The organism is Sphingomonas sp. GW821-FHT10F09, from assembly GCF_058809195.1.
Window position 1 is genome coordinate 118,859 of the sequence record NZ_JBXASI010000005.1, and the last position, 23,608, is coordinate 142,466.

Annotated in this window: 23 protein-coding genes and 1 tRNA gene; 22 read left to right on the forward strand and 2 right to left on the reverse strand. The window is 66.4% G+C overall.

The features are described 5' to 3' along the window. The first annotated feature begins 426 nt into the window (after positions 1-426). The 17 genes from AC1RTO_RS15595 (at position 427) to AC1RTO_RS15675 (ending at position 15,271) form a co-directional block, all read left to right on the forward strand. On the forward strand, positions 427-1,530 hold the full coding sequence (locus AC1RTO_RS15595; protein WP_493161718.1) for a phage portal protein: 1,104 nt from the start codon (positions 427-429) through the stop codon (positions 1,528-1,530). Beyond that, positions 1,527-1,832 carry a DUF6127 family protein gene (locus AC1RTO_RS15600; RefSeq protein ID WP_493161719.1) on the forward strand — a complete coding sequence of 102 codons (306 nt, stop codon included), beginning with the start codon at positions 1,527-1,529 and terminating at the stop codon, positions 1,830-1,832. Before AC1RTO_RS15595 ends, AC1RTO_RS15600 begins: the two co-directional genes overlap by 4 nt. Continuing rightward, the gene (locus AC1RTO_RS15605; RefSeq protein ID WP_493161720.1) at positions 1,829-2,188 is read left to right on the forward strand and encodes an HK97 family phage prohead protease; all 360 of its coding nucleotides are present in this window, start codon (positions 1,829-1,831) and stop codon (positions 2,186-2,188) included. The genes AC1RTO_RS15600 and AC1RTO_RS15605 overlap by 4 nt, the downstream gene beginning before the upstream one ends. A 37-nt stretch (positions 2,189-2,225) precedes the next feature. After that, on the forward strand, positions 2,226-3,230 hold the full coding sequence (locus tag AC1RTO_RS15610; protein WP_493161721.1) for a phage major capsid protein: 1,005 nt from the start codon (positions 2,226-2,228) through the stop codon (positions 3,228-3,230). A gap of 58 nt (positions 3,231-3,288) precedes the next feature. Further along, a complete protein-coding gene (locus AC1RTO_RS15615) occupies positions 3,289-3,792 on the forward strand; it encodes a head-tail connector protein (protein WP_493161722.1) in 504 nt (167 codons plus the stop codon). Continuing rightward, positions 3,789-4,169 (forward strand): tail completion protein gp17, encoded by a 381-nt coding sequence (gene gp17 / locus AC1RTO_RS15620; RefSeq protein ID WP_493161723.1) that lies wholly within the window; start codon positions 3,789-3,791, stop codon positions 4,167-4,169. The genes AC1RTO_RS15615 and gp17 overlap by 4 nt, the downstream gene beginning before the upstream one ends. Before the next feature lie 13 nt (positions 4,170-4,182). Then, positions 4,183-4,590, forward strand: coding sequence for a phage major tail protein, TP901-1 family (locus AC1RTO_RS15625; protein ID WP_493161724.1), 408 nt, complete (start codon positions 4,183-4,185; stop codon positions 4,588-4,590). After that, positions 4,587-4,901: a gene transfer agent family protein gene (locus tag AC1RTO_RS15630; RefSeq protein ID WP_493161725.1), complete on the forward strand. Its 315-nt coding sequence runs from the start codon at positions 4,587-4,589 to the stop codon at positions 4,899-4,901. Before AC1RTO_RS15625 ends, AC1RTO_RS15630 begins: the two co-directional genes overlap by 4 nt. Continuing rightward, a complete protein-coding gene (locus AC1RTO_RS15635; protein WP_493161726.1) occupies positions 4,898-5,098 on the forward strand; it encodes a phage tail assembly chaperone in 201 nt (66 codons plus the stop codon). The genes AC1RTO_RS15630 and AC1RTO_RS15635 overlap by 4 nt, the downstream gene beginning before the upstream one ends. Next, the gene (locus AC1RTO_RS15640) at positions 5,091-5,633 is read left to right on the forward strand and encodes a tail tape measure protein (RefSeq protein ID WP_493161727.1); all 543 of its coding nucleotides are present in this window, start codon (positions 5,091-5,093) and stop codon (positions 5,631-5,633) included. Before AC1RTO_RS15635 ends, AC1RTO_RS15640 begins: the two co-directional genes overlap by 8 nt. A gap of 439 nt (positions 5,634-6,072) precedes the next feature. Then, complete coding sequence (locus AC1RTO_RS15645) at positions 6,073-8,337, forward strand: DUF2460 domain-containing protein (RefSeq protein WP_493161728.1); 2,265 nt, start codon at positions 6,073-6,075, stop codon at positions 8,335-8,337. 22 nt (positions 8,338-8,359) lie between these two features. Then, on the forward strand, positions 8,360-9,154 hold the full coding sequence (locus tag AC1RTO_RS15650) for a phage/gene transfer agent baseplate hub protein (protein WP_493161729.1): 795 nt from the start codon (positions 8,360-8,362) through the stop codon (positions 9,152-9,154). After that, entirely contained in the window at positions 9,147-9,539 is a 393-nt protein-coding gene (locus AC1RTO_RS15655) for a peptidoglycan endopeptidase (RefSeq protein WP_493161730.1), read from the forward strand. The genes AC1RTO_RS15650 and AC1RTO_RS15655 overlap by 8 nt, the downstream gene beginning before the upstream one ends. After that, positions 9,539-11,683 (forward strand): GTA baseplate fiber-binding domain-containing protein, encoded by a 2,145-nt coding sequence (locus AC1RTO_RS15660; RefSeq protein ID WP_493161731.1) that lies wholly within the window; start codon positions 9,539-9,541, stop codon positions 11,681-11,683. Before AC1RTO_RS15655 ends, AC1RTO_RS15660 begins: the two co-directional genes overlap by 1 nt. 2 nt (positions 11,684-11,685) lie before the next feature. After that, on the forward strand, positions 11,686-12,189 hold the full coding sequence (locus tag AC1RTO_RS15665) for a DUF2793 domain-containing protein (protein WP_493161732.1): 504 nt from the start codon (positions 11,686-11,688) through the stop codon (positions 12,187-12,189). Positions 12,190-12,303: 114 nt separating this feature from the next. Continuing rightward, positions 12,304-13,425 (forward strand): OmpA family protein, encoded by a 1,122-nt coding sequence (locus tag AC1RTO_RS15670; protein WP_493161733.1) that lies wholly within the window; start codon positions 12,304-12,306, stop codon positions 13,423-13,425. Between the two features lie 532 nt (positions 13,426-13,957). Then, on the forward strand, positions 13,958-15,271 hold the full coding sequence (locus tag AC1RTO_RS15675) for a UDP-glucose dehydrogenase family protein (RefSeq protein ID WP_493161734.1): 1,314 nt from the start codon (positions 13,958-13,960) through the stop codon (positions 15,269-15,271). Here AC1RTO_RS15675 and ygfZ read toward each other — a convergent pair. Next, complete coding sequence (ygfZ, locus tag AC1RTO_RS15680) at positions 15,214-15,978, reverse strand: CAF17-like 4Fe-4S cluster assembly/insertion protein YgfZ (RefSeq protein WP_493161735.1); 765 nt, start codon at positions 15,976-15,978, stop codon at positions 15,214-15,216. The genes AC1RTO_RS15675 and ygfZ overlap by 58 nt on opposite strands. 71 nt (positions 15,979-16,049) lie before the next feature. On the opposite strand from ygfZ, the gene pyrC reads away from it, so the two are divergent. Continuing rightward, positions 16,050-17,075, forward strand: coding sequence for a dihydroorotase (gene pyrC / locus AC1RTO_RS15685; RefSeq protein ID WP_493161736.1), 1,026 nt, complete (start codon positions 16,050-16,052; stop codon positions 17,073-17,075). 56 nt (positions 17,076-17,131) lie between these two features. Here the strand turns inward: pyrC and AC1RTO_RS15690 are convergent, their stop codons facing one another. Beyond that, positions 17,132-17,869, reverse strand: coding sequence for a DUF1134 domain-containing protein (locus AC1RTO_RS15690; RefSeq protein WP_493161737.1), 738 nt, complete (start codon positions 17,867-17,869; stop codon positions 17,132-17,134). Between the two features lie 178 nt (positions 17,870-18,047). Here AC1RTO_RS15690 and AC1RTO_RS15695 point away from each other — a divergent pair. The 4 genes from AC1RTO_RS15695 to AC1RTO_RS15710 all read left to right on the forward strand — a co-directional run bounded on the left by AC1RTO_RS15695 (position 18,048) and on the right by AC1RTO_RS15710 (position 23,508). Next, a tRNA-Ser gene (locus AC1RTO_RS15695) sits at positions 18,048-18,137 on the forward strand. A 198-nt stretch (positions 18,138-18,335) separates the two neighbouring features. Then, positions 18,336-20,822 carry an N-6 DNA methylase gene (locus AC1RTO_RS15700; RefSeq protein WP_493161738.1) on the forward strand — a complete coding sequence of 829 codons (2,487 nt, stop codon included), beginning with the start codon at positions 18,336-18,338 and terminating at the stop codon, positions 20,820-20,822. A gap of 201 nt (positions 20,823-21,023) precedes the next feature. Then, entirely contained in the window at positions 21,024-21,482 is a 459-nt protein-coding gene (locus AC1RTO_RS15705; protein ID WP_493161739.1) for a GIY-YIG nuclease family protein, read from the forward strand. 148 nt (positions 21,483-21,630) lie between these two features. Continuing rightward, positions 21,631-23,508, forward strand: coding sequence for an AAA family ATPase (locus tag AC1RTO_RS15710; RefSeq protein WP_493161740.1), 1,878 nt, complete (start codon positions 21,631-21,633; stop codon positions 23,506-23,508). Positions 23,509-23,608 lie beyond the last annotated feature (100 nt).

Consider the following 23,608-nt stretch of genomic DNA (forward strand, 5'->3'; position numbering starts at 1 on the left):
CGCCGCGGTAAATGCCGGAACGGGTCCGGGGTGACGGGTGGGATGGGTCGGGGGGCGGGAAGAAGAGGGTTCGCGCGGAGACGCGGAGACGCGGAGAAGAAGCGAAGGGGGTTTCGCGCGAAGGCGCGAAGGCGTTCGGGTGTGGGGCGGGCCTTTTGCGCTTCGTCACCGTGGACTGGTTTCGGGGTCTGCCGGGCTGCGGGGGCGGGGTGGGGGCTTCGGCCGTTCTCCTCGCCGCGGGGTGGACCCCGGAACGGGTTCGGGGTGACGGTGGGGGGCTCTTTCCTTCTTCTCCGCGTCTCCGCGTCTCCGCGTCTCCGCGTGAACCTCCTTCTGCGCGGCCTGACGTGAAACCAGGGATCGGGCGGCCGTTCAGGCTGCCCCTGCATCGCGGCGATCGGGCGCGGTGGCAAACGGGAGATCATCATGCGGTTGTTCGGGTGGAAGGCATCCCGCGAGGGCGGGCGGCCGGCGTTGTCGCGTGGCGGGTCGGGCGTCGCGCTGGGGGAGTGGCCGCGGTCGTACGAGGCGCAGGTGCGCGACGGCTTTGCGGGCAATGCGATCGCGCAGCGGGCGGTGAAGCTGGTCGCGGAGGGGGTCGGCTGGGCGCCGTTGACCGCGAGCACGCCGGCGCTGCTGACGCTGGTGCAGACGCGGTCGACCGGACAGGCCCTGCTGGAAACGGTGGCGGCGCAGATGCTGTTGCACGGCAATGCCTATGTGCAGGTGCTGCGCGACGCCGGGGGCGGCGTGGGCGCGCTGTACGCGTTGCGGCCCGAGCGGGTGAGCGTCGAGGTGGATGCCGGCGGCTGGCCGACCGCCTATCGTTATGCGGTCGGCGATCGGCGGGTGCGGCTGGAGGCGGAGGGGCCGCGGCCCGAGGTGGTGCATATCCGCAGCTTCAACCCGATCGACGACCATTATGGCATGGGCTGCCTGGGCGCGGCGTCGGGCGCGGTCGCGGTGCACAATGCGGCGGGGCGGTGGAACAAGGCGCTGCTCGACAATGCGGCGCGGCCGTCGGGGGCGCTGGTCTACGATCCCGGCGACGGCGCGGCGCTGAGTGCGGAACAGTTCGCGCGGCTGAAGGCGGAGATGGAGGCGGGGTTCGCGGGTGCGGGCAACGCCGGGCGGCCGATGCTGCTGGAGGGCGGGCTGCGCTGGCAGGCGCTGTCGCTGTCGCCCGCGGACATGGACTTCGTCGGGCTGAAGGCGGGGGCGGCGCGCGAGATCGCGCTCGCCTTCGGGGTGCCGCCGATGCTGCTCGGCCTGCCCGGCGATGCGACCTATGCCAATTATCGCGAGGCCAGCCGCGCGCTGTGGCGGCTGACGGTGCTGCCGCTGGCGGAGGCGATCCTGACCACGCTGGTGCAGGGCCTCGGCGGCTGGTTCGAGGGGGCGGCGCTGGCGGTCGACCTCGACCGGGTGCCGGTGCTGGCGGAGGAACGCCGGCATCTGTGGGCGAGCGTCGCCGCGGCCGATTTCCTGACGATCGAGGAGAAGCGGCAGATGGTGGGGTTGGGGGCATGAGCAGCGAGGTGCTGGCGCAGCTGATGACGCAGGCGGCGCGCGAGGGCGCGGACCTCGCCACGATGCGCGCGGTGGCGGAGGAGGCGGGCGAGCTGTCGGCGACGCGGGCGCTGACCCGGCTGGGGCTGGCCGACGAGGCGGCGCGGGCGGACCTTGCCGAACTGCGCGAGCTGCTGGCGGCGTGGCGCGATGCGAAACGGTCGGCGTGGAAGGCGGCGGCGGGCTGGTGCCTGCGGCTGGCGGGGGCGCTGCTGCTGACGGGGCTGGCGGTCAAGCTGGGGTTCCGCGGGTGGCTGGAATGAGGTTCGCTGGTTACGCGGCGGTGTTCGACCGGGCCGACCGTGCGGGCGACGTGATCCGGGCGGGCGCCTTTGCGGGCGCGGCGGCGGTGCCGCTGCTGTGGCAGCATCGCGGGGCGCCGGTCGGCCGGGTGACGGTCGCCGAGGATGCGCGGGGGCTGCGCGTCGAGGGGGTGGTGGACGATCCCCGGGCGGCGGCGCTGGTGACGGCGCGGGCGCTGGACGGGCTGTCGGTCGGCTATCGGCCGCTGGTGGTGCGGCAGGGGGCGCGGCGCGAGCTGCTGCGCGTGGCGCTGGCCGAGGTGAGCCTGGTGGCGATGCCGATGCAGCCGCTGGCGCGGATCGACCGGATCGACTGACCTTTCGGGGTTTCCAATTTCCAACGAGGAGAATGACGTGGACGTGATCGAACGGCCGGCGCTGGATGGCGCGCGCGTGGGGAGCAACGACGGGGGAGCCTTCGCGGGCTTCGTCCGGGCGGGGACGACGCTGGAGATGAAGGCGTTCACCGGGGTGACGGGGGATGCGGGCGGCTTTGCGGTGCCGCGCGAGATCGATGCGGCGATCGCGCGGGTGCTGACCGGCGCCTCGCCGATCCGCAGCATCGCCAATGTGGTGCAGGTGGGGTCGGCGGGGTATCGCAAGCTCATCACCACCGGCGGCACGCCATCGGGCTGGGCGGCGGAGACGGGGCCGCGGCCGGAGACGGCGAGCCCGGTGTTCACCGAGCTGGCGCCGCCGATGGGCGAACTCTACGCCAACCCGTCGGCCAGCCAGGCGATGCTCGACGATGCGGCGTTCGACGTCGAGACATGGCTCGCCGGGGAGATTGCGGCGGAATTCGCGCGTGCGGAGGGCGCGGCGTTCGTCGGCGGCACCGGGATCAACCGGCCCAGGGGGTTCCTGACCGGGCCGACCTCCACCGCGAAGGACGGCGTGCGCCCGCTGGGGACGCTGCAATATCTGCCGAGCGGGGCGGCGAGCGATTTCGGCGCGAACCCCGACGAACGGCTGATCGATCTGGTCCAAAGCGTGCGCGCGCCCTATCGGCAGGGGGCGAGCTGGGTGATGAACGCCAGCACGCTGGCGCGCATCCGCAAGTTCAAGACCGGCGACGGCATGCCGCTGTGGCAGCCGGGGCTCGCGGCCGGGCAGCCGGCGATGCTGCTCGGCTATCCGGTGGTCGAGGCGGAGGACATGCCCGACATCGCCGCGAACGCGCTCGCCATCGCCTTCGGCAATTTCAAGGCGGGCTATCTGATCGCGGAGCGCAGCGAGACCGCGATCCTGCGCGATCCCTACACCAACAAGCCGTTCGTCAGCTTCTACGCGACCCGGCGGATCGGCGGCTGCGTCGCCGACAGCGAGGCGATCAAGCTGCTGAAGTTCGCCACTGCGTGACGGTATCGGCGCCCCCGCCGCATCGGCGGGGGCGCGTCTTTTCCGAGGGGACGGGCTGATGGATGGGGCGGCGATGCCGGTCGGGGTGGTCGCGGCGGCGGCCGCCGTGGCGGGGGCGTATCTGCGGATCGCGGAGGCGCCCGACGGCGTGCTGACGCAGGGGGCGGCGACGGCGCTGGCGCTGGCCGAGGCGTTCTGCGGGCAGATGCTGATCGTGCGGGCGTGCGAGCAGGGGATCGGCACCGGCGGCGACTGGCAGCGGCTGGGCGCGCTGCCGGTGCGGGCGATCGACGGGCCGGTCGGTCTGCCGGTCGGGGCCTATGCGGTGGATATCGATGCGGACGGCGTCGGCTGGGTGCGGGTAACCGCGCCGGGCGGGGCGCGCCGGGTGACGGTCCGGTACAGCGCCGGGCTGGCGGAGGAGTGGGACGGCCTGCCCGCGCCGGTCGCGCAGGGCGTGACGCTGCTGACGGCGCATCTGTTCGAGCATCGCGAGGGGGGCGCGGCGCCGCCGGCGGCGGTGGCGGCGCTGTGGCGACCGTACCGGCGGATGCGGCTGTGAGCGCGGGGGCGGTGCTGCGCGCGGCGGTGGTCGCGCATCTGGCCGACATGGGCCGCGTGTTCGACGCGGCGCCGGCGCGGGCGGCGATGCCGTACGTCGTGGTCAACGATCCGGTGCTGGCGGCCGGGGATGCGATCGGCGTGTCTGGGCGGACCGGCATGCTGGCGGTGGCGTGCATCGACACCGGTGTGTCGCCGGAGCGGGTGCGCGCGCTGCTCGCCGCGGTCGAGGCGCGGATGGCGAGCCTGCCGGCGGCGCCGGGCGAGGGGTGGCGGGTGACCGCGGTGCGGCTGGCGCGCAGCCAGGTCGTGCAGGGCAAGGGCGAACGCTGGACGGCGACGGGCGTGTTCGCGGTGCGGATGTTCCGTAGCAACTAGGGGAGATACGGAGATGGCGGTGGAACGGGGCAGTGCCTTCCTGTTGAAGGTGGGCGACGGCGCGGCGGTGCCGGCGTTCGCGACGGTGGCGGGGCTGCGCACGACGCAGCTGAGCGTCAACGGCGAGGCGGTGGTGGTGACCAACAAGGATTCGGGCGGCTGGCGGCAGCTGCTGTCGGGCGCCGGGGTGCGCAGCGTCAGCGTGTCGGGGGCGGGCGTGTTCACCGGCTCCGCCGCCGAGACGCGGATCAAGGCGAGCGCGCTGGCGGGCGTGCTCGACGATTACCGGCTGAGCTTCGAGAGCGGCGACCACATGACCGGGCGGTTCCTCGTCACGCGGCTGGACTATGCCGGCGATTTCAACGGCGAGCGGTCCTACACGCTGAGCCTCGAAAGCTCCGGCCCGGTGGTGGTGGCATGAACGCGGCGGCAAACCCGGCGCGGGGCGAATGCGGCCTGCGCGTCGACGGCTGCGACCTGGTGCTGCGGCCGTCGTTCGCGGCGCTGGTCGCCGCGGAGGGCGAACTGGGGCCGCTGTTCGCGCTGGTCGAGCGGGCGGTCGAGGGCCGGCTGACGATCGCGGAACTGGTCGCCCTGTTCTGGCACTGCCTGCGCGATCATCCGGAGGGGATGACGCGCGAGCGGCTGTGCGAGGCGCTGATCGAACTGGGGCTGGCGAAACTGACGCCGGTGCTGCGCGGGCTGCTCGGGCAGATCCTGGCGGGGTGGTGAGCGACTTCGCGGGCGGGGCGGTGCGGCTGGCGGGGTTCGCGGGGGCGGTGCTGAGGTGGAGCCCGGACGCCTTCTGGCGGGCGACGCCGGCCGAACTGGCGGCGGTGGTGACGGCGGCGGGCGGCGGCGAGGGGGCGATGGCGCCGCCCGACGCGGCGACGCTGGCGCGGATGCGGGAGGCGTTTCCGGATGGATGAGGTGGAGCGGATCATGGTCGGCGTGCGCGCCGACACGGCGGGCTTCGCGCGCGAGGTCGAGGCGATGCGGGGCACGCTGGAGGGATCGCTGGGCGCGGGTGCCGAGCGCGCCGGGCGGGCGATCGAGACGGCGCTGCTGCGCGCGGCGCGGTCGGGGCGGTTCGGGTTCGAGGAGCTGAAGGGCGTCGCGCTCGGCGTGCTGGCCGACATCGCGCGGGCGGCGGTGCATGCGGGGATGGAGCGGGTGACCGGCGGCGTGTCGCTGGGGAGCACGCTGGCGGGGCTGGCGGGATCGCCGGGGCGGGCGACCGGGGGACCGGTGGCGCCGGGGCGCGGCTATGTCGTCGGCGAGCGCGGGCCGGAGCTGTTCGTGCCGACCGCGAGCGGACGGGTCGAGCCCGGGGGGCCGGGTGCCGGGGCGCGGGACGTGCGGGTGACGATCACCGTGCAGGCCGGGGCGGGGGAGGCGCCGGCGGCGCTGCAACGGTCCGGGCGGCAGGTGGCGCGGGCGGTTCGGGCGGCTCTGGAGGGGTAGCTTCGGTTTTGGCGCGCGCGGGGGCGTGGGAAGAAGGGGTTCGCGCGGAGGCGCGGAGACGCGGAGAAGAAGTAAGGGGTTTTCTCGCGAAGGCGCGAAGGCGCGAAGAGGTTTTGATGCCTCTTGCGCGTCGTCGCCTGGACCAGTTCCGGGGTCTGCCGGGTCGCGGGGGTGGGGCTGGAGGTTCTGGCGGTTGTCCTCGCCGCGCGGGGGGGACCCCGGGACGGGGTGACGGTCTGGGTGCATGGCGGGCGCGCCTTCGCGGCGGTGTGGGGCCGTGGGTCCCGACTTTCGTCGGGATGACGGGTTTGTCCGGGGCGGGCGGCGGCTCTTTGCGGCTTTGCGGCTTCGCGTGAACAGGCCTTCTTCTCTGCGTCCTCTGCGCCTCTGCGCGCGCCCTTCTTCTTCGTGCGCGGTGGGAAACATTCAGGAGAGCATCATGGCGCATTGGCTGTGTACCCGGCGGGACGGGCAGGTCGAGGGGGTGGTGAGCCGGTTCGATCCGCGGTTCTGGACGGTCAATTTTCCGCGGCCGATGATGGCGGCGGTGACCAATCCGGCGGCGGATGCGCTGCGGGTGGATGCGGTCTTCTATACGCGCGGCGATCTGGCGGGGCTGATCTGGGAGGCGGAGGACCGGTTCGACCATGCGCTGCTGCGCTACGCGACGGCGCGGGATTTCCGGGACTGCCGGTTGCGGTTCCGCTGGCGGTCGGCGGGGATCAAGCCGCTGGATGCGGTCAACGGGCCGACGCTGACGATCGAGGGGCGCGATGCCGCCGGGCAGCCGCGCGCCTGGTACGTGCGGCTGTGGAATTATGCGGTCGGGACGCCGGAGGATGCGGTCGTCGGACTCGACTTCGCCGATCTGGCGGGCGGGTTCCTGTTGCCGGGCGAGGCGGACCCGGTGTGGGCGGGGGACGTCGACCGGATGTTCGTGTCGCTGGTCGCACCCGATTACGACGGCGGCGCGGCACCGCTGGCGGCGGCGCAGGAGGGCTGGGTCGAGTGGACCGGCATCGCCTGCGAGGGGCCGGGATCGGTGCTGGCGATCGGCGATGCGGTGCTGCCCGACCATGGCTTTGCGATCGCGAGCGGTTTCGACGACAGCTACAATCTGACGCCGGCCCGGCTGCTGCGCAACGCGCTGCACCTGGGGTATCGCGGCACGATCACGCATTACGTGGGGATGAGCCATTATTTCCGGCTCGAGGCGCTGTATGGCGGCTTCTACGTCGGGCTGGCCGGCGGCGTGCTCAACGTCGCCTGCGCCGCGTGGCATCGCGATTTCGCGGACCGGGCGCGGGTGCTGGGCTATGACCTCGTCTGGTCGCTGAGCTACGAACTGTTCGACGCGCATTGCTGGAACGACTGGAAGCAGCGTGCCGCCGACGGGGCGCCGGCGCTGACCGGCTGGGAACCGCCGTCGACGCTGTTGTCGCCGTGTCACGCGGGGGCGATGGCCTATCTGCAGCAGGTGGCGGCGGCGTTCGTCGGGATCGGCGTCGCCGCAGGGCTGGCGCCGCGGTTCCAGGTCGGCGAGCCATGGTGGTGGACGATGCCGGACGGGCGGCCGTGCCTGTACGATGCGGCGGCGGTGGCGGCGTTCGCACCAGCGGCGATCCCGAGCGTGCGGGGGGCGATGACCGCGGCGCAGACCGAGACGATGGACCGCGCCGGGGCGGCGCTGGCGGCGTCGACCGCGGCGCTGGTCGCGGCGGTGAAGGCACGCTTTCCGGGCTGCGAGACGCTGCTGCTCACCTATCTGCCGACGGTGCTCGACCGCGCCGCGCCCGAACTGAAGCGCGCCAACATGCCGGTGGGCTGGGCGTCGCCCGCCTTCGACGTGTTGCAGCTGGAGGATTACGACTGGGTGACCGAGGGCGACAGCGCCTCGACCGCGCGCGGCGTCGCGGCGGCGACGGCGCGGCTCGGCTATCCGCCGGAGCGCCAGCATTATCTGTCGGGCTTCGTGTTGCGACCCGATCAGGCGGCGCAATGGGCAAGGATCGAGGCGGCCGGGCTGGCGGCGCGGGCGCGCGGCGTCGCGGCGGTGTTCCTGTGGGCGCTGCCGCAGGTGATGCGCGACGGCTTCGTGCATTTCGAGGGGGATGACGACGTGCAGGACTATGACGACGTGCTGTTCCCGGTCGCGCTGGGGCGCGAGGCGGAGGTGGCGCCGGCCTTTTCGACGACGATCCTGACCGCGGCGGGCGGGGCGGAGCAACGGCTGGTCGGCTGGGCGGAGGCGCGGACCAGCTACGACGTCGGGCCGGGCGTCCGCTCCGAGGCAGATATCGCGACGCTGCTGGCGTTCTTTCGGGCGCGGATGGGGCCGGCGCGCGCGTTTCGGCTGCGCGATCCGTTCGATGCGGAGGGGGCGGACGAGGCGATCGGGACCGGCGACGGGGTGCGGCGGCGGTTCGATCTGGTCAAACATTATGGCGCGGCGACGCGGCGGATCGTGCGGCCGGTCGCGGGCAGCGTGCGCGTCGCGGTGGACGGCGTCGCGACGCAGGCCTTTGCGGTCGAGGACGACGGCGTCGTGCTGCTCGATGCGGCGCCGGCGGCGGGTGCGCGCGTGACGGCGAGCTTTGCGTTCGACGTCATGGTGCGCTTCGCCGAGGACCGGTTGCGGGTGGCGCGGACCACGTTCCTCGCCGGCGAGGCGGTGTCGGTGCCGCTCGTCGAGGTGCGCGCGTGACCGCGGTGGGGGAGGTGCGCGCATGACCGCGGTGGGGATCGCGCTGTGCTGGCGGGTCGAGCGCGGCGACGGGGTGGCGATCGGGCTGACGACGCACGACCGCGACCTCGTCCTCGACGGGCTGGTGCATCGCGCCGCGCCGGGGATGACGCCGTCCGCGATCGAGCGGTCGGCGGGGCTGGAGGCGGATACGATGGACGTCGGCGGGGCGCTGAGCAGTGGCGCGATCGGCGAGGCGGACCTGCTGGCGGGGCGCTGGGACGGCGCGCGGGTGCGCCTGTTCGCGATCGACTGGGAGGCGGGGACGACGATCGCCGTGCTGGGCGAGGGGCGAATCGGCGCGGTCGCGCTGGGCGAGGACGGCTTCACCGCGGAGCTGGCGGGGGCGAGCGCGGGGCTGGCGCGGCCGGTGGTCGAGGAGACCTCCGCCGAATGCCGGGCCGAGCTGGGCGACCGGCGGTGCCGGGTGGCGCTGGGCGGGCGCCGGCGGTTCGTGCGGGTGCTGGGCGTCGGCGACCGGGTGGTGACGCTGGATGCGGCGGAGCCGGTGGCGGGCGCCTATGCGGGCGGGACGTTGCGCTGGTTCGGCGGGGCGAACGGCGGGCTGGCGCAGGCGGTGGACGCCTCGGCCGGCGCGACGCTGACCTTGCGGGCGGCGCCGGCGTTCGCGGTGGCGGCGGGCACGTTGGTCGAGGTGATCGAGGGGTGCGACAAGAGCCTCGCCACCTGTGCGGCGCGGTTCGGCAATGCGGCGAACTTTCGCGGCGAGCCGCACCTGCCGGGGATCGACCTGCTGACGCGCTATCCCGGTGGGTGAGGCGGTGGCGGCGGGGGCGCTGGCGCTGGTCGGCGCGCCGTTCCGGCTGCACGGGCGCGATGCGGCGCACGGGTTCGATTGCATCGGCGTGATCGCGGCGGCGCTGCGCGCGGCGGGCTGGGCGGGCGCGGTGTCGAGCGGATACGCGCTGCGTGGCGGCGCGGCGGAGGCGGTGGCGGCGCGGTTCGATGCGGTGCTGGCGCGCGGCGACGGATCGGTGGGGGACGTGCTGCTGTTCCGGGTCGGGCCGGGGCAGTTGCATGGCGCGGTGCGGGTGGCGGGCGGGATCGTCCATGCCGACGCGGCGCTGCGCCGGGTGGTGATGCGGCCGGGAACACCGGACTGGGTGCCGATCGGCGCCTGGCGCTATGACGGGAGGGGCTGATGGCGACGCTGGTGCTGACGGGGCTGGGGCAGGCGATCGGCGGGCCGGTCGGGGGCGCGCTGGGGGCGCTCGCCGGGCAGGCGATCGACGGGCGGCTGTTTCGCGGGGCGGCGCGCGAGGGGCCGCGGCTGACCGAGCTGGCGGTGCAGACGTCGAGCTACGGCACGCCGATCCCGAAGCTGTTCGGGACGATCCGGGTGGCGGGGACGGTGATCTGGTCGACCGACCTGATCGAGACGCGCAGCACCAGCCGCGCGGGCAAGGGGCAGCCGGGGACCAACACCTACAGCTATTCGGCGAGCTTCGCGGTGGCGCTGTCGGCGCGGCCGATCCGGGGCGTGCGGCGGATCTGGGCGGAGGGGAAGCTGCTGCGCGGTGCGGCGGGCGACTGGAAGGGGCGGACCGGGTTCCGGCTGCACATGGGCGGCGAGGACCAGGCGGCCGATCCGCTGATCGCTTCGGCAATGGCGGTGACGCCGGGGTATCGCGGCCTCGCCTATGCGGTGTTCGAGGGGATGCAGCTGGCGGATTACGGCAACCGCATCCCGTCGCTGACCTTCGAGGTGGAGGCGGATGCGGGGGCGGTGGCGAGCGGGGACATTGCGGCGGCACTCGCGGCGGAGGTGACGGGGCGCGGCGGCGCGCTGCTGGGCGGGTTCGCGGCGTCGGGGGCGAGCGTGCGCGGCGTGCTCGACACGCTGGCGGTGCTGGACGGCGGCTGGTGGCAGCCCGTGGGGGCGACGCTGGCGCGGCGGCACGATGCGGGGCCGGCGCTGGTGGTGACGGATGCGGGCGTCGGCGCGGCGCGGCGGCGGCGGACGGTGGCGGCGCTGGCGAGCGCGCCGCGCGAGGTGGCGGTGGCGCATCACGATCCGGCGCGCGACTATCAGATCGGCGTGCAGCGGGTGCGGCGGCCGGGGGCGGGGGAGCGGATCGACCGGGTCGAGCTGCCCGCGGTGCTCGACGCGGCGAGCGCCAAGGCGGTCGCGGGCGCGCTGGTCGCGCGCGGCGAGGCGGAGCGGACGCGGCGGCGGGTGACGCTGGGGATCGAGGGCCTGGGCGTCGCGCCGGGGGAGATCGTGACGGTCGCAGGCGAGACGGGGCGCTGGCGCGTGGCGGGCAGCAGCACGGTCGGGCTGGCGACGACGCTGGAGCTGGTCCCGCTGGCGGCGATGCCGGTCGCGGGCGCGGCGACCAGCGGCGCGGTGCGCGCGGCGCCCGACCTGACCGCGGGACGGACGCTGCTGATCGCCGCGGAGCTGCCGGCGCTGGGCGAGGCGCCGCTCGCCGCCCCGCGTGTCTGCGTGCTGGCGGCGGGCGAGGGGGCGGGGTGGCGGCAGGCGGCGCTGCTCTACAGCCTCGACGACGGTGCGAGCTGGACCGCGGCGGGCGGCACCGCCGCGCCGGCGGCGATCGGGCGGATCGAGGTCGTGCCCGAAGCCGCGTCGACGTGGCTGGTGGACCGGCGCAGCCGCGTCGTGGTGGCGATGGCGCGGCCGGACATGATGCCGGGCGATGCCGATGCGGCGGCGCTGGCGCAGGGGACGAACCTTGCGTTGCTGGGCGACGAGCTGATCCAGTTCGCGCGCGCCGATCCTTTGGGGAACGGCCGCTGGGCGCTCACCGATTTGCGGCGCGGGTTGCACGGCACCGAGGCGGCGATCGGCATGCAGCGGCCGGGGGACCGGTTCGCGCTGATCGAGGCGGACGCGGTCGCGACGATCGACCTGCCGGTCGCGGCGATCGGGCGCCGGCTGCGCATCCTTGCGAGCGGAACCGGCGACGATGCGGCGCCGGTGGAGGTCTCGCTGATGGTGACCGGCGCGTCGGTGGCGCCGCCGGCGCCGGTGCATGGCACGGTCGCGGCGCAGCCGGACGGCGGGCTGGCGATCGGCTGGGTGCGGCGCAGCCGGGCGGGCTGGTCGTGGAGCGATGGCGCCGACGTGCCGCTCGCCGAAGAGACGGAACGATATCGGGTGACGCTGACGGCCGCAGGCAGCGCGCGGACGTTCGACGTGACCTCGCCGCGGCTAGCCCTGCCCGTAGCGGAGCGGCCGCATGGCATGGCGACGCTGCGGATCGTCCAGCAGGGGACGCTGGCGCCCTCGCCGGCGGCGGAATTCACTTTCGATGCAGGAGGATGACGATGACCGAACCGGCGACCGCGCGACTCGCGATGCCGCTGCTCGCGGCCGGGCAGGCGGAGAAGGAACTGACGCACAACGAGGCGCTGGCGCGGCTGGACATGCTCGTCCAGCCCGCGGTGATCGCGCTCGGCGTCGACCAGCCGCCGGCCGCACCGGCCCCCGGGCAATGCTGGGTCGTCGGGAACACCCCCACCGGCGCATGGGCCGGCCATGGTGCGGAACTGGCGGGCTGGACCGACGGCGGATGGCGGTTCGCGGTGCCGCGCGAGGGCTTCTCTGCCTGGTGTATTACGACTGCTAAACCAATAGCTTACCACAATGGTCTGTGGCAGGAAGGTGACGTGTTCGCCGATCGCCTGATCGTCGGCGGCAAGGCGGTGGTGGGCGCCCGCGCCGCCGGGATCGCCGACCCGGCCGGCGGCACCGTGGTGGACGAGGCGGCGCGGCAGGCGGTCGCGGCGATCCTGGGCGCGTTGCGACAACATGGGCTCATCGCGAGCTGACCCGAAGTGTTGTATCCTTGCCACAGGTCCGGACTTTTGCGTGCTTGCGTGGAAACCAACCCCGGGATAGTGAGTTTGCGCTGTCCGTAGTGACACTCAAGAAAGGGGACTTCTATGCGGAAGCTTGCCGTCGTTCTGGCACTGGCCTCCACCGCACTCGCCACTCCTGCCCTCGCCCGCGACAAGTCGTGGTACGTTGGCATCGAAGGCGGTGCGATGATCGTCGAAGACATCGATTACGACATCGGTGCAACCAACAACGCCGCCACGGTTGACCACAACTATGGCTATGACGTCGATGGCGTCATCGGCTACGATTTCGGCGGTTTCCGCGTCGAAACCGAAGTCGGCTACAAGAGCGCGACCGTCGATGGCTACAGCTCCACGCTGACCACGCCGCGCTACAACGCAGCCGGCGCGATCGTCGCGACCCCGGCCGGCACCTATGACTATGCCGGTGGCAAAACCTCGGCGCTCAGCTTCATGCTGAACGGCCTGCTGGACTTCGGCGACGATGACGGCATCCAGGGCTTCGTCGGCGGCGGTGTCGGTGTCGCTCGCGTCAAGGCGAACTACGCGCTCACCACGCGCGGCAACTTCGTCGATGATTCGGACACCGTGTTCGCATGGCAGGGCCTGGCGGGCGTGCGCGCTCCGCTGACCGACCACATCGACGCGACGCTGAAGTATCGCTTCTTCAACGCCGACAACGTCAAGCTGGTGGACGTGACCAACCGTACCTTCGAGGGCCGGTTCCGTTCGCACAGCATCCTGGGTGGCGTGACGTACAACTTCGGTTCGCCGACGCCTCCGCCGCCGCCGCCGGTCGAAACGCCGCCGCCGGCTCCGCTGCCTGCGCCTGCGCCGGCTCCGGAAGCTCCGGTCTGCTCGCCTGGTCCGTTCATCGTGTTCTTCGAATGGGACAAGTCGGACATCACGCCTGAGGCCGGTTCGATCCTCGACAACGCGGTCAGCCAGTACCAGAGCTGCGGTAACGCGCAGGTCATGCTTGCCGGTCACGCCGACAAGTCGGGTTCGGCATCGTACAACGTCGGCCTGTCGCAGCGTCGCGCGGACTCGGTGAAGGCGTATCTCACGTCGCACGCCATCCCCGATGGTGTGATCTCGACGGAAGCGTTCGGCGAGAGCCGTCCGCGCGTCGACACCGCCGATGGCGTCCGCGAGGTTCAGAACCGTCGCGTGGAAGTCACCTACGGTCCGGGCGCAGGTCAGTAAGACCTACGTCTACCGTTGGAGTACAGATCGGGAGGTCGGCACATGCCGGCCTCCCTTTTTGTTTGTCTGCGGTACGGGGCGGGGCGGGAAGACGGGTCCGTCCAGGGCGCGTGAATGGTGTCAGGAAAGTGTATTCGCGCAGAGGACGCAGAGGGGCGCCGCGTCGGGCTGCGCGGCCCTGTCATCTTCGACGCCTGACAGGACGGACCACTGCGGCGGGCACAATATCTCTGCGTCCTCCGCGCCTCCGCGCGAACCAAAGTCTTTTTCCCTTTTCTCTTCGCGTCTCCGCGTCTTCGCGTGAACACAACCTGCCGCCGTTCACCGGATCCGCTGGCCGGAAGAGATTCGCGCGAAGACGCGAAGGCGCGACGATGGTGCGCGAGAGGGGATGCGGGTGGATCTCATGGCGCGTCGATTGTCTTACGGTCGGTATCCGACGTGCGGGTTGCTGTTGCGGGATGCTGGCAATCCGCGGCTGTTGGGGTAGAGAGCGCGGGTCCGGGGTTCGTCCCATCGCCAAGAGGTATCGATGCGCATCACGATGATCGGTTCGGGCTATGTCGGCCTGGTGTCGGGCGCCTGTTTCGCCGATTTTGGTCACGACGTGATCTGCGTGGACAAGGACGAGAGCAAGATCGCCGCGCTGAGGGCGGGGCGGATGCCGATCTACGAACCGGGCCTCGAGGCGCTGGTCGCGACCAATGTCGCAGCGGGGCGGCTGACCTTCACCACCGATCTCGCCGCTTCGGTCGCAGGCGTCGATGCGATCTTCATCGCGGTCGGCACGCCGTCGCGCCGCGGTGACGGCCATGCCGACCTCAGCTACGTCTTCGCCGCCACCGAGGAGATCGCCGCTGCGGTGACCGGGCCGACGGTGGTGGTCACCAAGTCGACCGTCCCGGTCGGCACCGGCGACAAGGTCGAGGCGATCCTGCGCGAGACGCGCCCCGACGTCGACATCCAGGTCGTCTCCAATCCCGAGTTCCTGCGCGAGGGTGCCGCGATCGGCGACTTCAAGCGCCCCGACCGGATCGTGATCGGCACCGACGACGAGGGCGCGCGCATCGTGATGCGCGGCGTCTACCGGCCGCTCTATCTCAACGAATCGCCGATCCTGTTCACCGGCCGGCGGACCAGCGAGCTCATCAAATATGCCGCGAACGCGTTCCTCGCGACCAAGATCACCTTCATCAACGAGATCGCCGATCTGTGCGAGGCGGTCGGCGCCAACGTCCAGGACGTCAGCCGCGGGATCGGGCTCGACAACCGCATCGGCAAGAAATTCCTCCATGCCGGTCCCGGCTATGGCGGGTCGTGCTTCCCCAAGGACACGCTGGCGCTGCTCAAGACCGCCGAGGATTTCGAAAGCCCGGTCCATATCGTCGAGGCGGTGGTCAAGGTGAACGACAGCCGCAAGCGCGCGATGGGCCGCAAGGTGCTGCACGCGCTGACCGCGGGCGGCGACGGCGAGGCGAAGGGCAAGACCGTCGCGCTGCTGGGCCTGACCTTCAAGCCCAATACCGACGACATGCGCGACGCGCCGTCGATCGCGATCGCGCAGGCGCTGACCGATGCCGGGGTGACGGTGCGCGCCTATGATCCCGAGGGAATGGAACCGGCGCAGCGGATGATGCCCGAGCTGACCTGTTGCAGGGATGCCTATGAGGCGGCGACCGGGGCGGATGCGGTGGTGATCGTCACCGAATGGGATGCGTTCCGCGCGCTCGACCTCGTCAAGCTGAAGGGCGTGATGGCGGCGCCGGTGCTGGTCGACCTGCGCAACGTCTATCGCCGCGAGGACGTCGAGGCGACCGGCTTCGCGTATACCGCCGTCGGGCGCTGATCGTCGGCGAGCGCCGCGGCAAGCCAGTCGGGGATCAGCGCGTCGCCCAGCGTTTCGACCCGGCGGTGTTCGATCATCAGGCCGAGGTCCGGATAGGTCGCGCGGGTGCGGTCTCCCGCTTCGGTCAGCGGCGCGACGACCAGCCGGCGGTTCACCTTCGCGCGGTGGTGCATGCGCGCGGTATTCTCCTGCCCGATATAGCAGCCGCTGGTGAAGCTGACGCCGTTCAGTTCGCGCGCGTTGCATTCCAGCCAGAGCGTCTCGCCGTTGCCGAGCTCGCCGACGCCTTCGGCGACGCCGAGCAACAGGCGGTGTTCGTGCCAGCCCTGCGCCGGGGCGGACGGGGCAGCGATCCAGCGGCGGCCGAGCGCGGGCAGGCGCGGGTCGGGTACGCCTTCGTCGCCGTCGCGCGACCAATGCGCCGCCAGCGTGTCGTCGCGGACGATGGTGATCGCACGGCGCAGCCGGTACAGGCCCAGCCGGCGGATCAGCGCATCCGCCTGCGCCGCTTCGGCATCGAGCAGCACATCCTCTCCGTCCGCCCAGACGATGAAGTCGAACAAGGCCTTGCCCTGCGGCGTCAGCAACGCCGCCCAGACCGGTAGCGGCCCGGCGACGTCGTTGGTGACGAGGCCCTGGAGAAAGCCGCGGACGTCCTCTCCGGACAGGCGGACGATCGCGCGATCGGTGAGCGTGGTGGCATGCATGCCTTGCACCTAGGTGTCGCGGCGCATTTTCCAAGGTGGCGGTGCGCCGATGCGATCGGTAGGAGGGCGCCATGACCGACCGCCTGACCATCCGCCGCCCCGACGACTGGCACGTCCACCTGCGCGACGGCGCGATGCTGCAGGCGGTGGCGGGCCATACCGCGCGCCAGTTCGGCCGGGCGATCATCATGCCGAACCTCACCCCGCCGGTGACCGACGTCGCGATGGCGGAGGCGTATCGCGCGCGCATCCGCGCGGCTGTAGGCGAGGGCGTCGATTTCACGCCGCTGATGACCTGTTACCTGACCGATCACAGCGATCCGGCCGAGATCGCCGCGGGCCATGCGGCGGGGGTGTTCACCGCGTGCAAGCTGTACCCGGCGCATGCGACGACCAATTCCGCGCACGGCGTCACCGATATCCTGAAGCTGACCGCGGTGCTCGAAACGCTGCAGCGGATCGGCATGCCGCTGCTGATCCACGGCGAGGTGACCGATCGCAGCATCGACATCTTCGACCGCGAGGCGGTGTTCGTCGAGCGGGTGCTGACCCCGCTCACCCGCGACTATCCGGCGCTCAAGATCGTGCTCGAGCATATCACCACTGCCGAAGCCGCGGCGTTCGTCGCCGAGGCGGCGCATCCGATCGCGGCGACGATCACGCCGCAGCATCTGCTCATCAACCGCAACGCGATCTTCGACGGCGGATTGCGGCCGCATGCCTATTGCCTGCCGGTGCTGAAGCGCGAGGCGCATCGGCTGGCGGTGCGGCGTGCGGCGGTGTCGGGCAGCCCGCGCTTCTTTCTCGGGACGGACAGCGCGCCACATGTCGTCGGCGCAAAGGAATCGGGCTGCGGCTGTGCGGGGATCTTCAACGCGCCGTTCGCGCTGGAAGCGTATCTGCGCGTGTTCGACGAGGAGGGCGCGATCGACCGGTTCGAGGGGTTCGCCGCGGAACATGGCGCGCGCTTCTACGGGCTGCCGCTCAACGCGGGTACGGTGACGCTGGTGCGCGATGCGGTCGTGGTGCCGGAGCGGATCGGCGAGGTGGTGCCGTTCCTGGCGGGCGAGACGCTGGGGTGGCGGTTCGAGGGGTAGCGGCCGGGGCAGGGCCGCTGGCAACGCCCGCGTCGTCTGACGCCCCGGCGCTCGGCCTAGAACGGCATCCATTTCGCGGTGTGGGTGATCTTCATATAGCCGACGTTGACGCCCGCCCGATAGCCGACGCCGAGGCGGATCGGGATCAGCACGATGTTGCCGCGCCGCAGATAGGTCGCGGCGAATCCGCCGACGAGGTACAGCCGCCCCTCCGCCGCCGGGAAGCGATGGAACAGCTCTTCGGTGTCGTAGAGGTTGTAGACCAGCACGAACACCTTGTTGGCATCGCCGCCGACGTCGAAGCCGACCGAGGGGCCGGTCCAGTAGACCGGCTGCTGCCCTTCGACCTTGTGGCTCATGATGCCCGATCCGTAGCGCAGACCAATGACGAACGCGCCCGCCGCCTCGCGCCCGGCGATATAGGCATTGGGCTGGCCCTGATCCTTCAGCACCTTTTCGAGCATGCCGGCGAGCCCCGCGGCGCCCTTGCCGAACACGCCCTCGCCCGCGGCGAGCAGGTCCTCGCGCTGATAGGTCGCGGCGGCTTGGCTGGTCGCCTCGGCGCGCGCTTCCTGCTGCGCGGGCGAGGCGACGGCGGGGACGGGAGCCGATTCGAACGCGGGGGCGGGCTGCTGCTGCGGGGCCGGTGCGGGCGTGGTGGCGCGCGGCGCCGGGCGGACCGGGGCGGAGAGGTCGCCGTCGATCGCGCGATTGGGGTCGATCGTCGTCACCTGCGCCGGCGCGCTCCCGGCGAGCAGGCCCGCCAACGCTATCCCCAATCCGATCACACGCATGCCGTCCCCCTTCGCAATTCCGGCCCCCGCGACCGCGCCGTCGCGGCGACGTTAACCAGCCTCGCGCTTGCCCGGCAATGAACGAACGCCGATGTGCCGCGAAATTACGTTCGATCGCGGGTGTCAGCCCGGTTGATCGGGCCGCCGACCGTCGCTATAGCCCCACTCCTGCCGCACCGGAGACGTGGGTGAGTGGCTGAAACCAACGCTTTGCTAAAGCGTCGTACGGGAAACCGTACCGAGGGTTCGAATCCCTCCGTCTCCGCCAGCGGGCTCTCCAAGTGACTGGTTTTGTTTAGAAAAAACCTGTCATTGGCGGCATGGTCAACACACCGCCCAACATCACTTCCGCGGTGCCCTCTTTTGCTCATGCCTAAACTCGGCGCCGATGATTCGAGGGCAAGGTCAAATGAGCCTTCACGACCCGAATCTGCCACGATAGGGTAAGGTAAATTGTAGGGTTGCCATGACTGAACGTATTACCGAAGACTTCGTCCGCGCGCACTTTAAGGCCGATCCGATATACGATCAGGTTTCCTTGGAAGAGCAAAAGTCTTCGAAGGAACGATTCCAAAAGTTGTTCGCAGCCGCCTCGAAGAAGGCAAGTGGAAATGCGGGCTACCCGGAGTTTATCATCACGTTTTCCGCAAATCGGTTCGTCATGATAGTGGTCGAGTGCAAGCGTGATGCGAAAAAGCACGAAAGCAAAGGACGAAACAGGCCTTCTGATTATGCGGTGGATGGTGTTTTGCATTACATGCAAGCTGCAAAACAAGTAGATGATCGTTATGACATTATAGGCATTGCGGTGTCAGGAAGTGACGAAAATGCTCTTGAAATTTCGCATTTCCATTCGCCAGCGGGATCGACTGATTATACTGAAACAGGCGACAGTAAGCTTCTGTCAATTTACTCATACCTAAAGCTGAATCAGAATGTCGAGTTCGCCAAACAGCTTGGAAACATTCATATCCAAGAAAAGGCGCAAGAGTATAACAGCGTACTGCATCAGTACGAGATACCAGAACACGAACGCTGTACTTTTATCAGTGCGGTATTGGTTGCGCTACAGGATGACTTTTTCCGTAAGACCTATGGAGCGAGTGCAGATGTGTCTGCACTTATAGAGATGATCGTGGATGCTTGTAAGCGCGTACTAAAGAAGAATGGCATTACCGAAGGGCGCCGCGAAACGATCATTATGCAATACAATAGCATACGCGGGCATAAGATAACTAGTGTGAAAGTAATACGTAACAAAGTTACAGGAAAAGAAGAGGCAAATGATGCTGTTCTGCTTTTTATAGAAAAGATACATGCCCAGATTTACCCTCTTGTCTTGTTTGAAGAACAGGGTTTTGACGTTTTAGGCAGGTTCTATCGCGAATTTGTGCGATACGCCGGCTCTGACCAAGCAACGGGTTTGGTATTGACTCCGGAGCATGTGACCGACCTGTTCTGTGATTTAGCAAAGCTTACCGTCAACGACGTTGTTTATGATCCCTGCTGTGGCACTGGCGGCTTTCTGATTGCCGCTCTTAAAAGGATGATATCCTTTGCGGGCAATGACAAAGCAAAGATAAAGCATATTAAGGAGCATCAGCTTGTTGGCAGCGAGGTTCGCGCTGATATGTTTACTTATGCCTGCTCGAATATGATGATGAGGGGTGATGGCAAGTCACAGGTTTATAATGATGATTGCTTTAATTCTTCACACAAGGCGCTAGTAAAGCAGTTGGCGCCGACTGTCGCATTACTAAATCCGCCATATTCCAAAGCTAATGGACCCGCAGAGCAACTGGATTTTGTTTTGAATGCCTTGGATAGCCTCGCTCCAAACGGACGTTGCGTTGCGATTGTGCAAACTAGTTGCGCATTAACTACGAAAACTGACGTTGTCGCAAAGCACAAGGCCTTGCATAAACGGCATAGGCTTGACGCGGTAGTTTCGGCCCCCGATCAACTGTTCTATCCCGTGGGCGTGACCACATGCATAATGGTCTTTACCGCGCATGTTCCGCATCCTGTGGATCATCCAACATGGTTTGGATACTTAAAGGATGATGGATTTACGATCCATAAGAAGAAAGGTCGTATCCCAATCACTTGGGATACCAAGCGGGCTAACTTCTTAGCGGCGTACCCGAATTATGATCGTCCCGGGCTGGCTGTCAGGCAGGTGGTCGGGCCAGCGGACGAATGGGTAGCGGAGGCGTATCTAGATACCGATTTCTCGGTTCTTAATAAGGCAGCTTTTGAAAAGAAGGTAAGAACCTATCTTGGTTACCAGTACGTATCGGGCAACATAAGCGTTATAGATGATAGCTCGGCCTCTGCCGAGTTAGTGCCTCTAGACACATCTAAATGGAAATCATTTCGTTTTGACGAGGTTTTCAGGATAAGGAACGGATACTATAACAAGAAGCCGCCGATTCACTCTGGTGATAGTGTAACCATTCCCTTTATTGGGGCGACCGAATTTAATAATGGGGTTACATCCTTTCACGAACTTGATGACATACTTATTTATTCCAGAAATGGTGATGAGAATCCCTATGAGTCAAGTGACAGAAAAATGTTTAACCCTGGGTGCATAACAGTTTCGAATAATGGTTCTGTAGGTAATGCATTTTATCAGCCTAAGAAGTTTACCTGCTCTCATGATGTTAATCCTCTTTACCTTCTAGAGGGAGAAATGTCGGCAGAACTGGGTATGTTCATCAGTACCGTTATTGAAGTGGATAGGTATAGGTGGGGGTATGGTAGAAAGTGGAGACCATCGCGGATGCCGTCTTCCATTATTAAGCTACCAATCGACGTCAAAGGTAAGCCAGATTGGAAGTATATGGAGCGGTACATTCATAGTTTAAGCCATAGTAGTAATTTAACAACCAGTAAGCCTAACGCGATGGTGAAATCAGAGGTAAAAAAGGCCTCTATAGCCAATAAGTAGCGATACCGCTTGCTATGCGCGGAAAAATTGGCCCCGCAACTGGGTGGTTTTCCGGCGTTGCGTCACGGTTCCTGCCCGCTCGAATGCGGACCCCTTCGATGCAGGCGGATGGGCACTCCCTGCCCCCCTGCTGTGGGGGTCTTTCGCCCGCTGCCGTTCCGATCTACGTTTTAGAGCGAGCGCAAACGAGGGGGTGTCCCATTGAACAACACCTTTGCGGAGCACGTCACCCGGATGCCTGCGCTGTTCCGAGCGCTCATCGAGTCAACGCTCGTCCCGGTAAGCGCAATCGGGCACGCGGCGACCGCTGGTATATACCTGCTTATCGGCCCGGATGGCGATATCCAGCACGTTGGTCGAACCAGGAACCTGAAACAGCGCTTGCGGGCGCATCGGACACCGAACCACAATTCCGCTTCCTTCGCGTTTAAGCGCGCACGCCGCGAACTCGGGATCGCTGCGTCCTACACGAAGGCGAACTCGCGGGCGGCACTACAGGCTGACGAGACGTTCGGAGCCTGCTTTCGTCGGCACGTCGAAGCGGTGGCCAGTATGTCGGTTCGGTTCCTGCCGGTGCCCGATCCAGTCGATCAATACCTCTTAGAACTGTACGCCGTGCTGGAACTCGGAATGCCCGCAGACGAGTTCGACACGCACTAGGCGGGGACGGCAGACCGAGATCACGATGTTCTAGCAAGGTCAGGATGAACTTCCGTCCGAAAGCAGGCATTTGACCAAGGCCTTGCCGCCAACGTCTCAATCTGGTCAATTCGCGGCTAGGATGTAAGTTTAAGAGGTCTGGTTGGATATGGTTAAGATCACTAGTTTTCAGGTTAAGAACTTCAAGGGCATCGACGACATAAGGATTTCCGTCGAAGGTGGAAAGTCTCCCGGTCGCTTTGTATCTCTGATAGGTCTTAATGAGGGAGGTAAAACCTCTTTGATAGAGGCGCTATCCCAGACGATATTACAGGATGCTGACACCAGTGATTTGTTAGAAGCGACCAACACAAACATTGATCTGGACGACTTCGTGCCGAAGCATCACAGTGCAGGTTTTACCGGTAAGTCGGAACTCACCGTAGAACTTGACTTTGGGCAAAATCCAAAGTTTGCAGACGAAGTGTCGTCTATTCTCAAAACCGAAAATTACCTCCTCGTAGGAGAATTGCAAAGCAAAATAAACATCACTAAATGGTATTCGTTTATTGAAAGTGAATACAAAAGTAGTGGAACAAACTGGAATTTTTTGCCGAAAGTTAGAAAAATTACAGGTAGTAAAGTTGGTTCTCTTTTTGATTTGTCTCGGCCGACTTGGCATAAGTGCATCTCTGCGATCAGGAAGCATCTTCCACGATCCATATATTTCCCAACATTCTTGATAGATTTTCCTAAGCGGGTCTATCTTGAAGGAGATTATGGTAAGGTAGATTCGTATTATCGCGCAATTATGTCGGATGCCCTCAACGGTTTGCCTACCCCGCTTAATGTATCGACTCACATATTAAATCGGGTAAACAAGCATCGCAAGCCCGGTCAAACGTTCAGTTCTGCTCTACGTTCATCACATGATGGACGCTTGATCGATTCCACAGTCCAAGCCTTGGCTGCTGAACTCAACCGAGTTGTCTTTGGTGCGTGGGGGGAAATATTTAAGAAGCCGGTTACAAATAGGCAGATAGTTGTCGAGTGGCATATTGACGAGCAACAAGACAACCACCTTTATTTAGAGTTTTCAATTTTGGCGGGCGATCACAGGTTTTATATATCTGAAAGGTCCGTCGGATTCCGGTGGTTTTTCTCGTTTTTGCTATTCACGCAATTTCAGGGTGCGCGTGCAGACAAAAGAAAGCTTATATTTTTATTCGACGAGCCAGCATCGCACCTCCATCCTAAGGCTCAGGAGCGATTGTTGAAAAGCTTTGAGAAAATAGCAGAGCCCAATCACGTAATCGTTTATTCCACTCACAGTCACTATCTCGTAAATCCCTTATGGCTAGAGCAAGCCTACATTGTGTCGAACTCGGCTATCGATGCAGAAAAGGACGAGACCGGTGTGACTTCGATAGGTAGCCGAGTAAAAATCAGTGCTGCTAAGTACAAAGAGTTTGTGTCAAAGCACCCAAGTAAAACGACTTACTACCAGCCCGTTCTAGACGTTTTAGATCACTCCTCGGGTTCCTTAGATTTAACTGACCCGGTGATCATTTTAGAGGGGAAATTTGACTATTACCCGTTTCGGTTTTTTTTGGAAGAATTGGGTCGTGACAGTGAATTCCGGGTCATTCCGGCGGTGGGCGCTGGCGGAATGACGTCTCTTATCGGAATTCTAAGAGGGTGGGGTATCCGTTTTGTTGCCGTATTGGATGACGACGACGCTGGGCGCAAAGAGAAGGCTAAATACAAGACAACTCTAATGCTCGATGAAAACCAAGTAGCCACTCTTGATGAATTAAGTTCCACACTAAAAGGTAAGGAGTTCGAAGGCTTATTTCAAGACGATGTACGTCAGGCGTGCTTGAAAGACGGGTTTTGTCAGACAGATAGTAAGATAGATAAATCCCAATTTTACAGCTACTTTCAAGCTGTTCGAGCTGGCCTGACGGCAGCTTCACCTATGCCGGACACTATTGCTCTATTTGAGGTGGTTCTGAAAGAAATATCTACAAAGTTGCAATCACAGTGATCCTCACTGCGCGCCTTCGATGTATCATTACGATTTTGGGCGCGGAAAGAGGGCGTTCAAAAGGTGAGTTTCAAAGTTGTAGCCTTTGAGCCCCCCGCCA

Bases quoted from the DNA above. Each gene is read 5' to 3' on its own strand.
- AC1RTO_RS15595 (WP_493161718.1), top strand. From the start codon at position 427: ATGCGGTTGTTCGGGTGGAAGGCATCCCGCGAGGGCGGGCGGCCGGCG.
- AC1RTO_RS15640 (WP_493161727.1), top strand. From the start codon at position 5,091: ATGGATGAGGTGGAGCGGATCATGGTCGGCGTGCGCGCCGACACGGCG.
- AC1RTO_RS15675 (WP_493161734.1), top strand. From the start codon at position 13,958: ATGCGCATCACGATGATCGGTTCGGGCTATGTCGGCCTGGTGTCGGGC.
- AC1RTO_RS15600 (WP_493161719.1), top strand. From the start codon at position 1,527: ATGAGCAGCGAGGTGCTGGCGCAGCTGATGACGCAGGCGGCGCGCGAG.
- ygfZ (WP_493161735.1), bottom strand. From the start codon at position 15,978: ATGCATGCCACCACGCTCACCGATCGCGCGATCGTCCGCCTGTCCGGA.
- AC1RTO_RS15660 (WP_493161731.1), top strand. From the start codon at position 9,539: ATGGCGACGCTGGTGCTGACGGGGCTGGGGCAGGCGATCGGCGGGCCG.
- AC1RTO_RS15665 (WP_493161732.1), top strand. From the start codon at position 11,686: ATGACCGAACCGGCGACCGCGCGACTCGCGATGCCGCTGCTCGCGGCC.
- AC1RTO_RS15690 (WP_493161737.1), bottom strand. From the start codon at position 17,869: ATGCGTGTGATCGGATTGGGGATAGCGTTGGCGGGCCTGCTCGCCGGG.
- AC1RTO_RS15625 (WP_493161724.1), top strand. From the start codon at position 4,183: ATGGCGGTGGAACGGGGCAGTGCCTTCCTGTTGAAGGTGGGCGACGGC.
- AC1RTO_RS15650 (WP_493161729.1), top strand. From the start codon at position 8,360: ATGACCGCGGTGGGGATCGCGCTGTGCTGGCGGGTCGAGCGCGGCGAC.
- AC1RTO_RS15630 (WP_493161725.1), top strand. From the start codon at position 4,587: ATGAACGCGGCGGCAAACCCGGCGCGGGGCGAATGCGGCCTGCGCGTC.
- AC1RTO_RS15605 (WP_493161720.1), top strand. From the start codon at position 1,829: ATGAGGTTCGCTGGTTACGCGGCGGTGTTCGACCGGGCCGACCGTGCG.
- AC1RTO_RS15700 (WP_493161738.1), top strand. From the start codon at position 18,336: ATGACTGAACGTATTACCGAAGACTTCGTCCGCGCGCACTTTAAGGCC.
- AC1RTO_RS15645 (WP_493161728.1), top strand. From the start codon at position 6,073: ATGGCGCATTGGCTGTGTACCCGGCGGGACGGGCAGGTCGAGGGGGTG.
- AC1RTO_RS15670 (WP_493161733.1), top strand. From the start codon at position 12,304: ATGCGGAAGCTTGCCGTCGTTCTGGCACTGGCCTCCACCGCACTCGCC.
- AC1RTO_RS15615 (WP_493161722.1), top strand. From the start codon at position 3,289: ATGGATGGGGCGGCGATGCCGGTCGGGGTGGTCGCGGCGGCGGCCGCC.
- AC1RTO_RS15710 (WP_493161740.1), top strand. From the start codon at position 21,631: ATGGTTAAGATCACTAGTTTTCAGGTTAAGAACTTCAAGGGCATCGAC.
- pyrC (WP_493161736.1), top strand. From the start codon at position 16,050: ATGACCGACCGCCTGACCATCCGCCGCCCCGACGACTGGCACGTCCAC.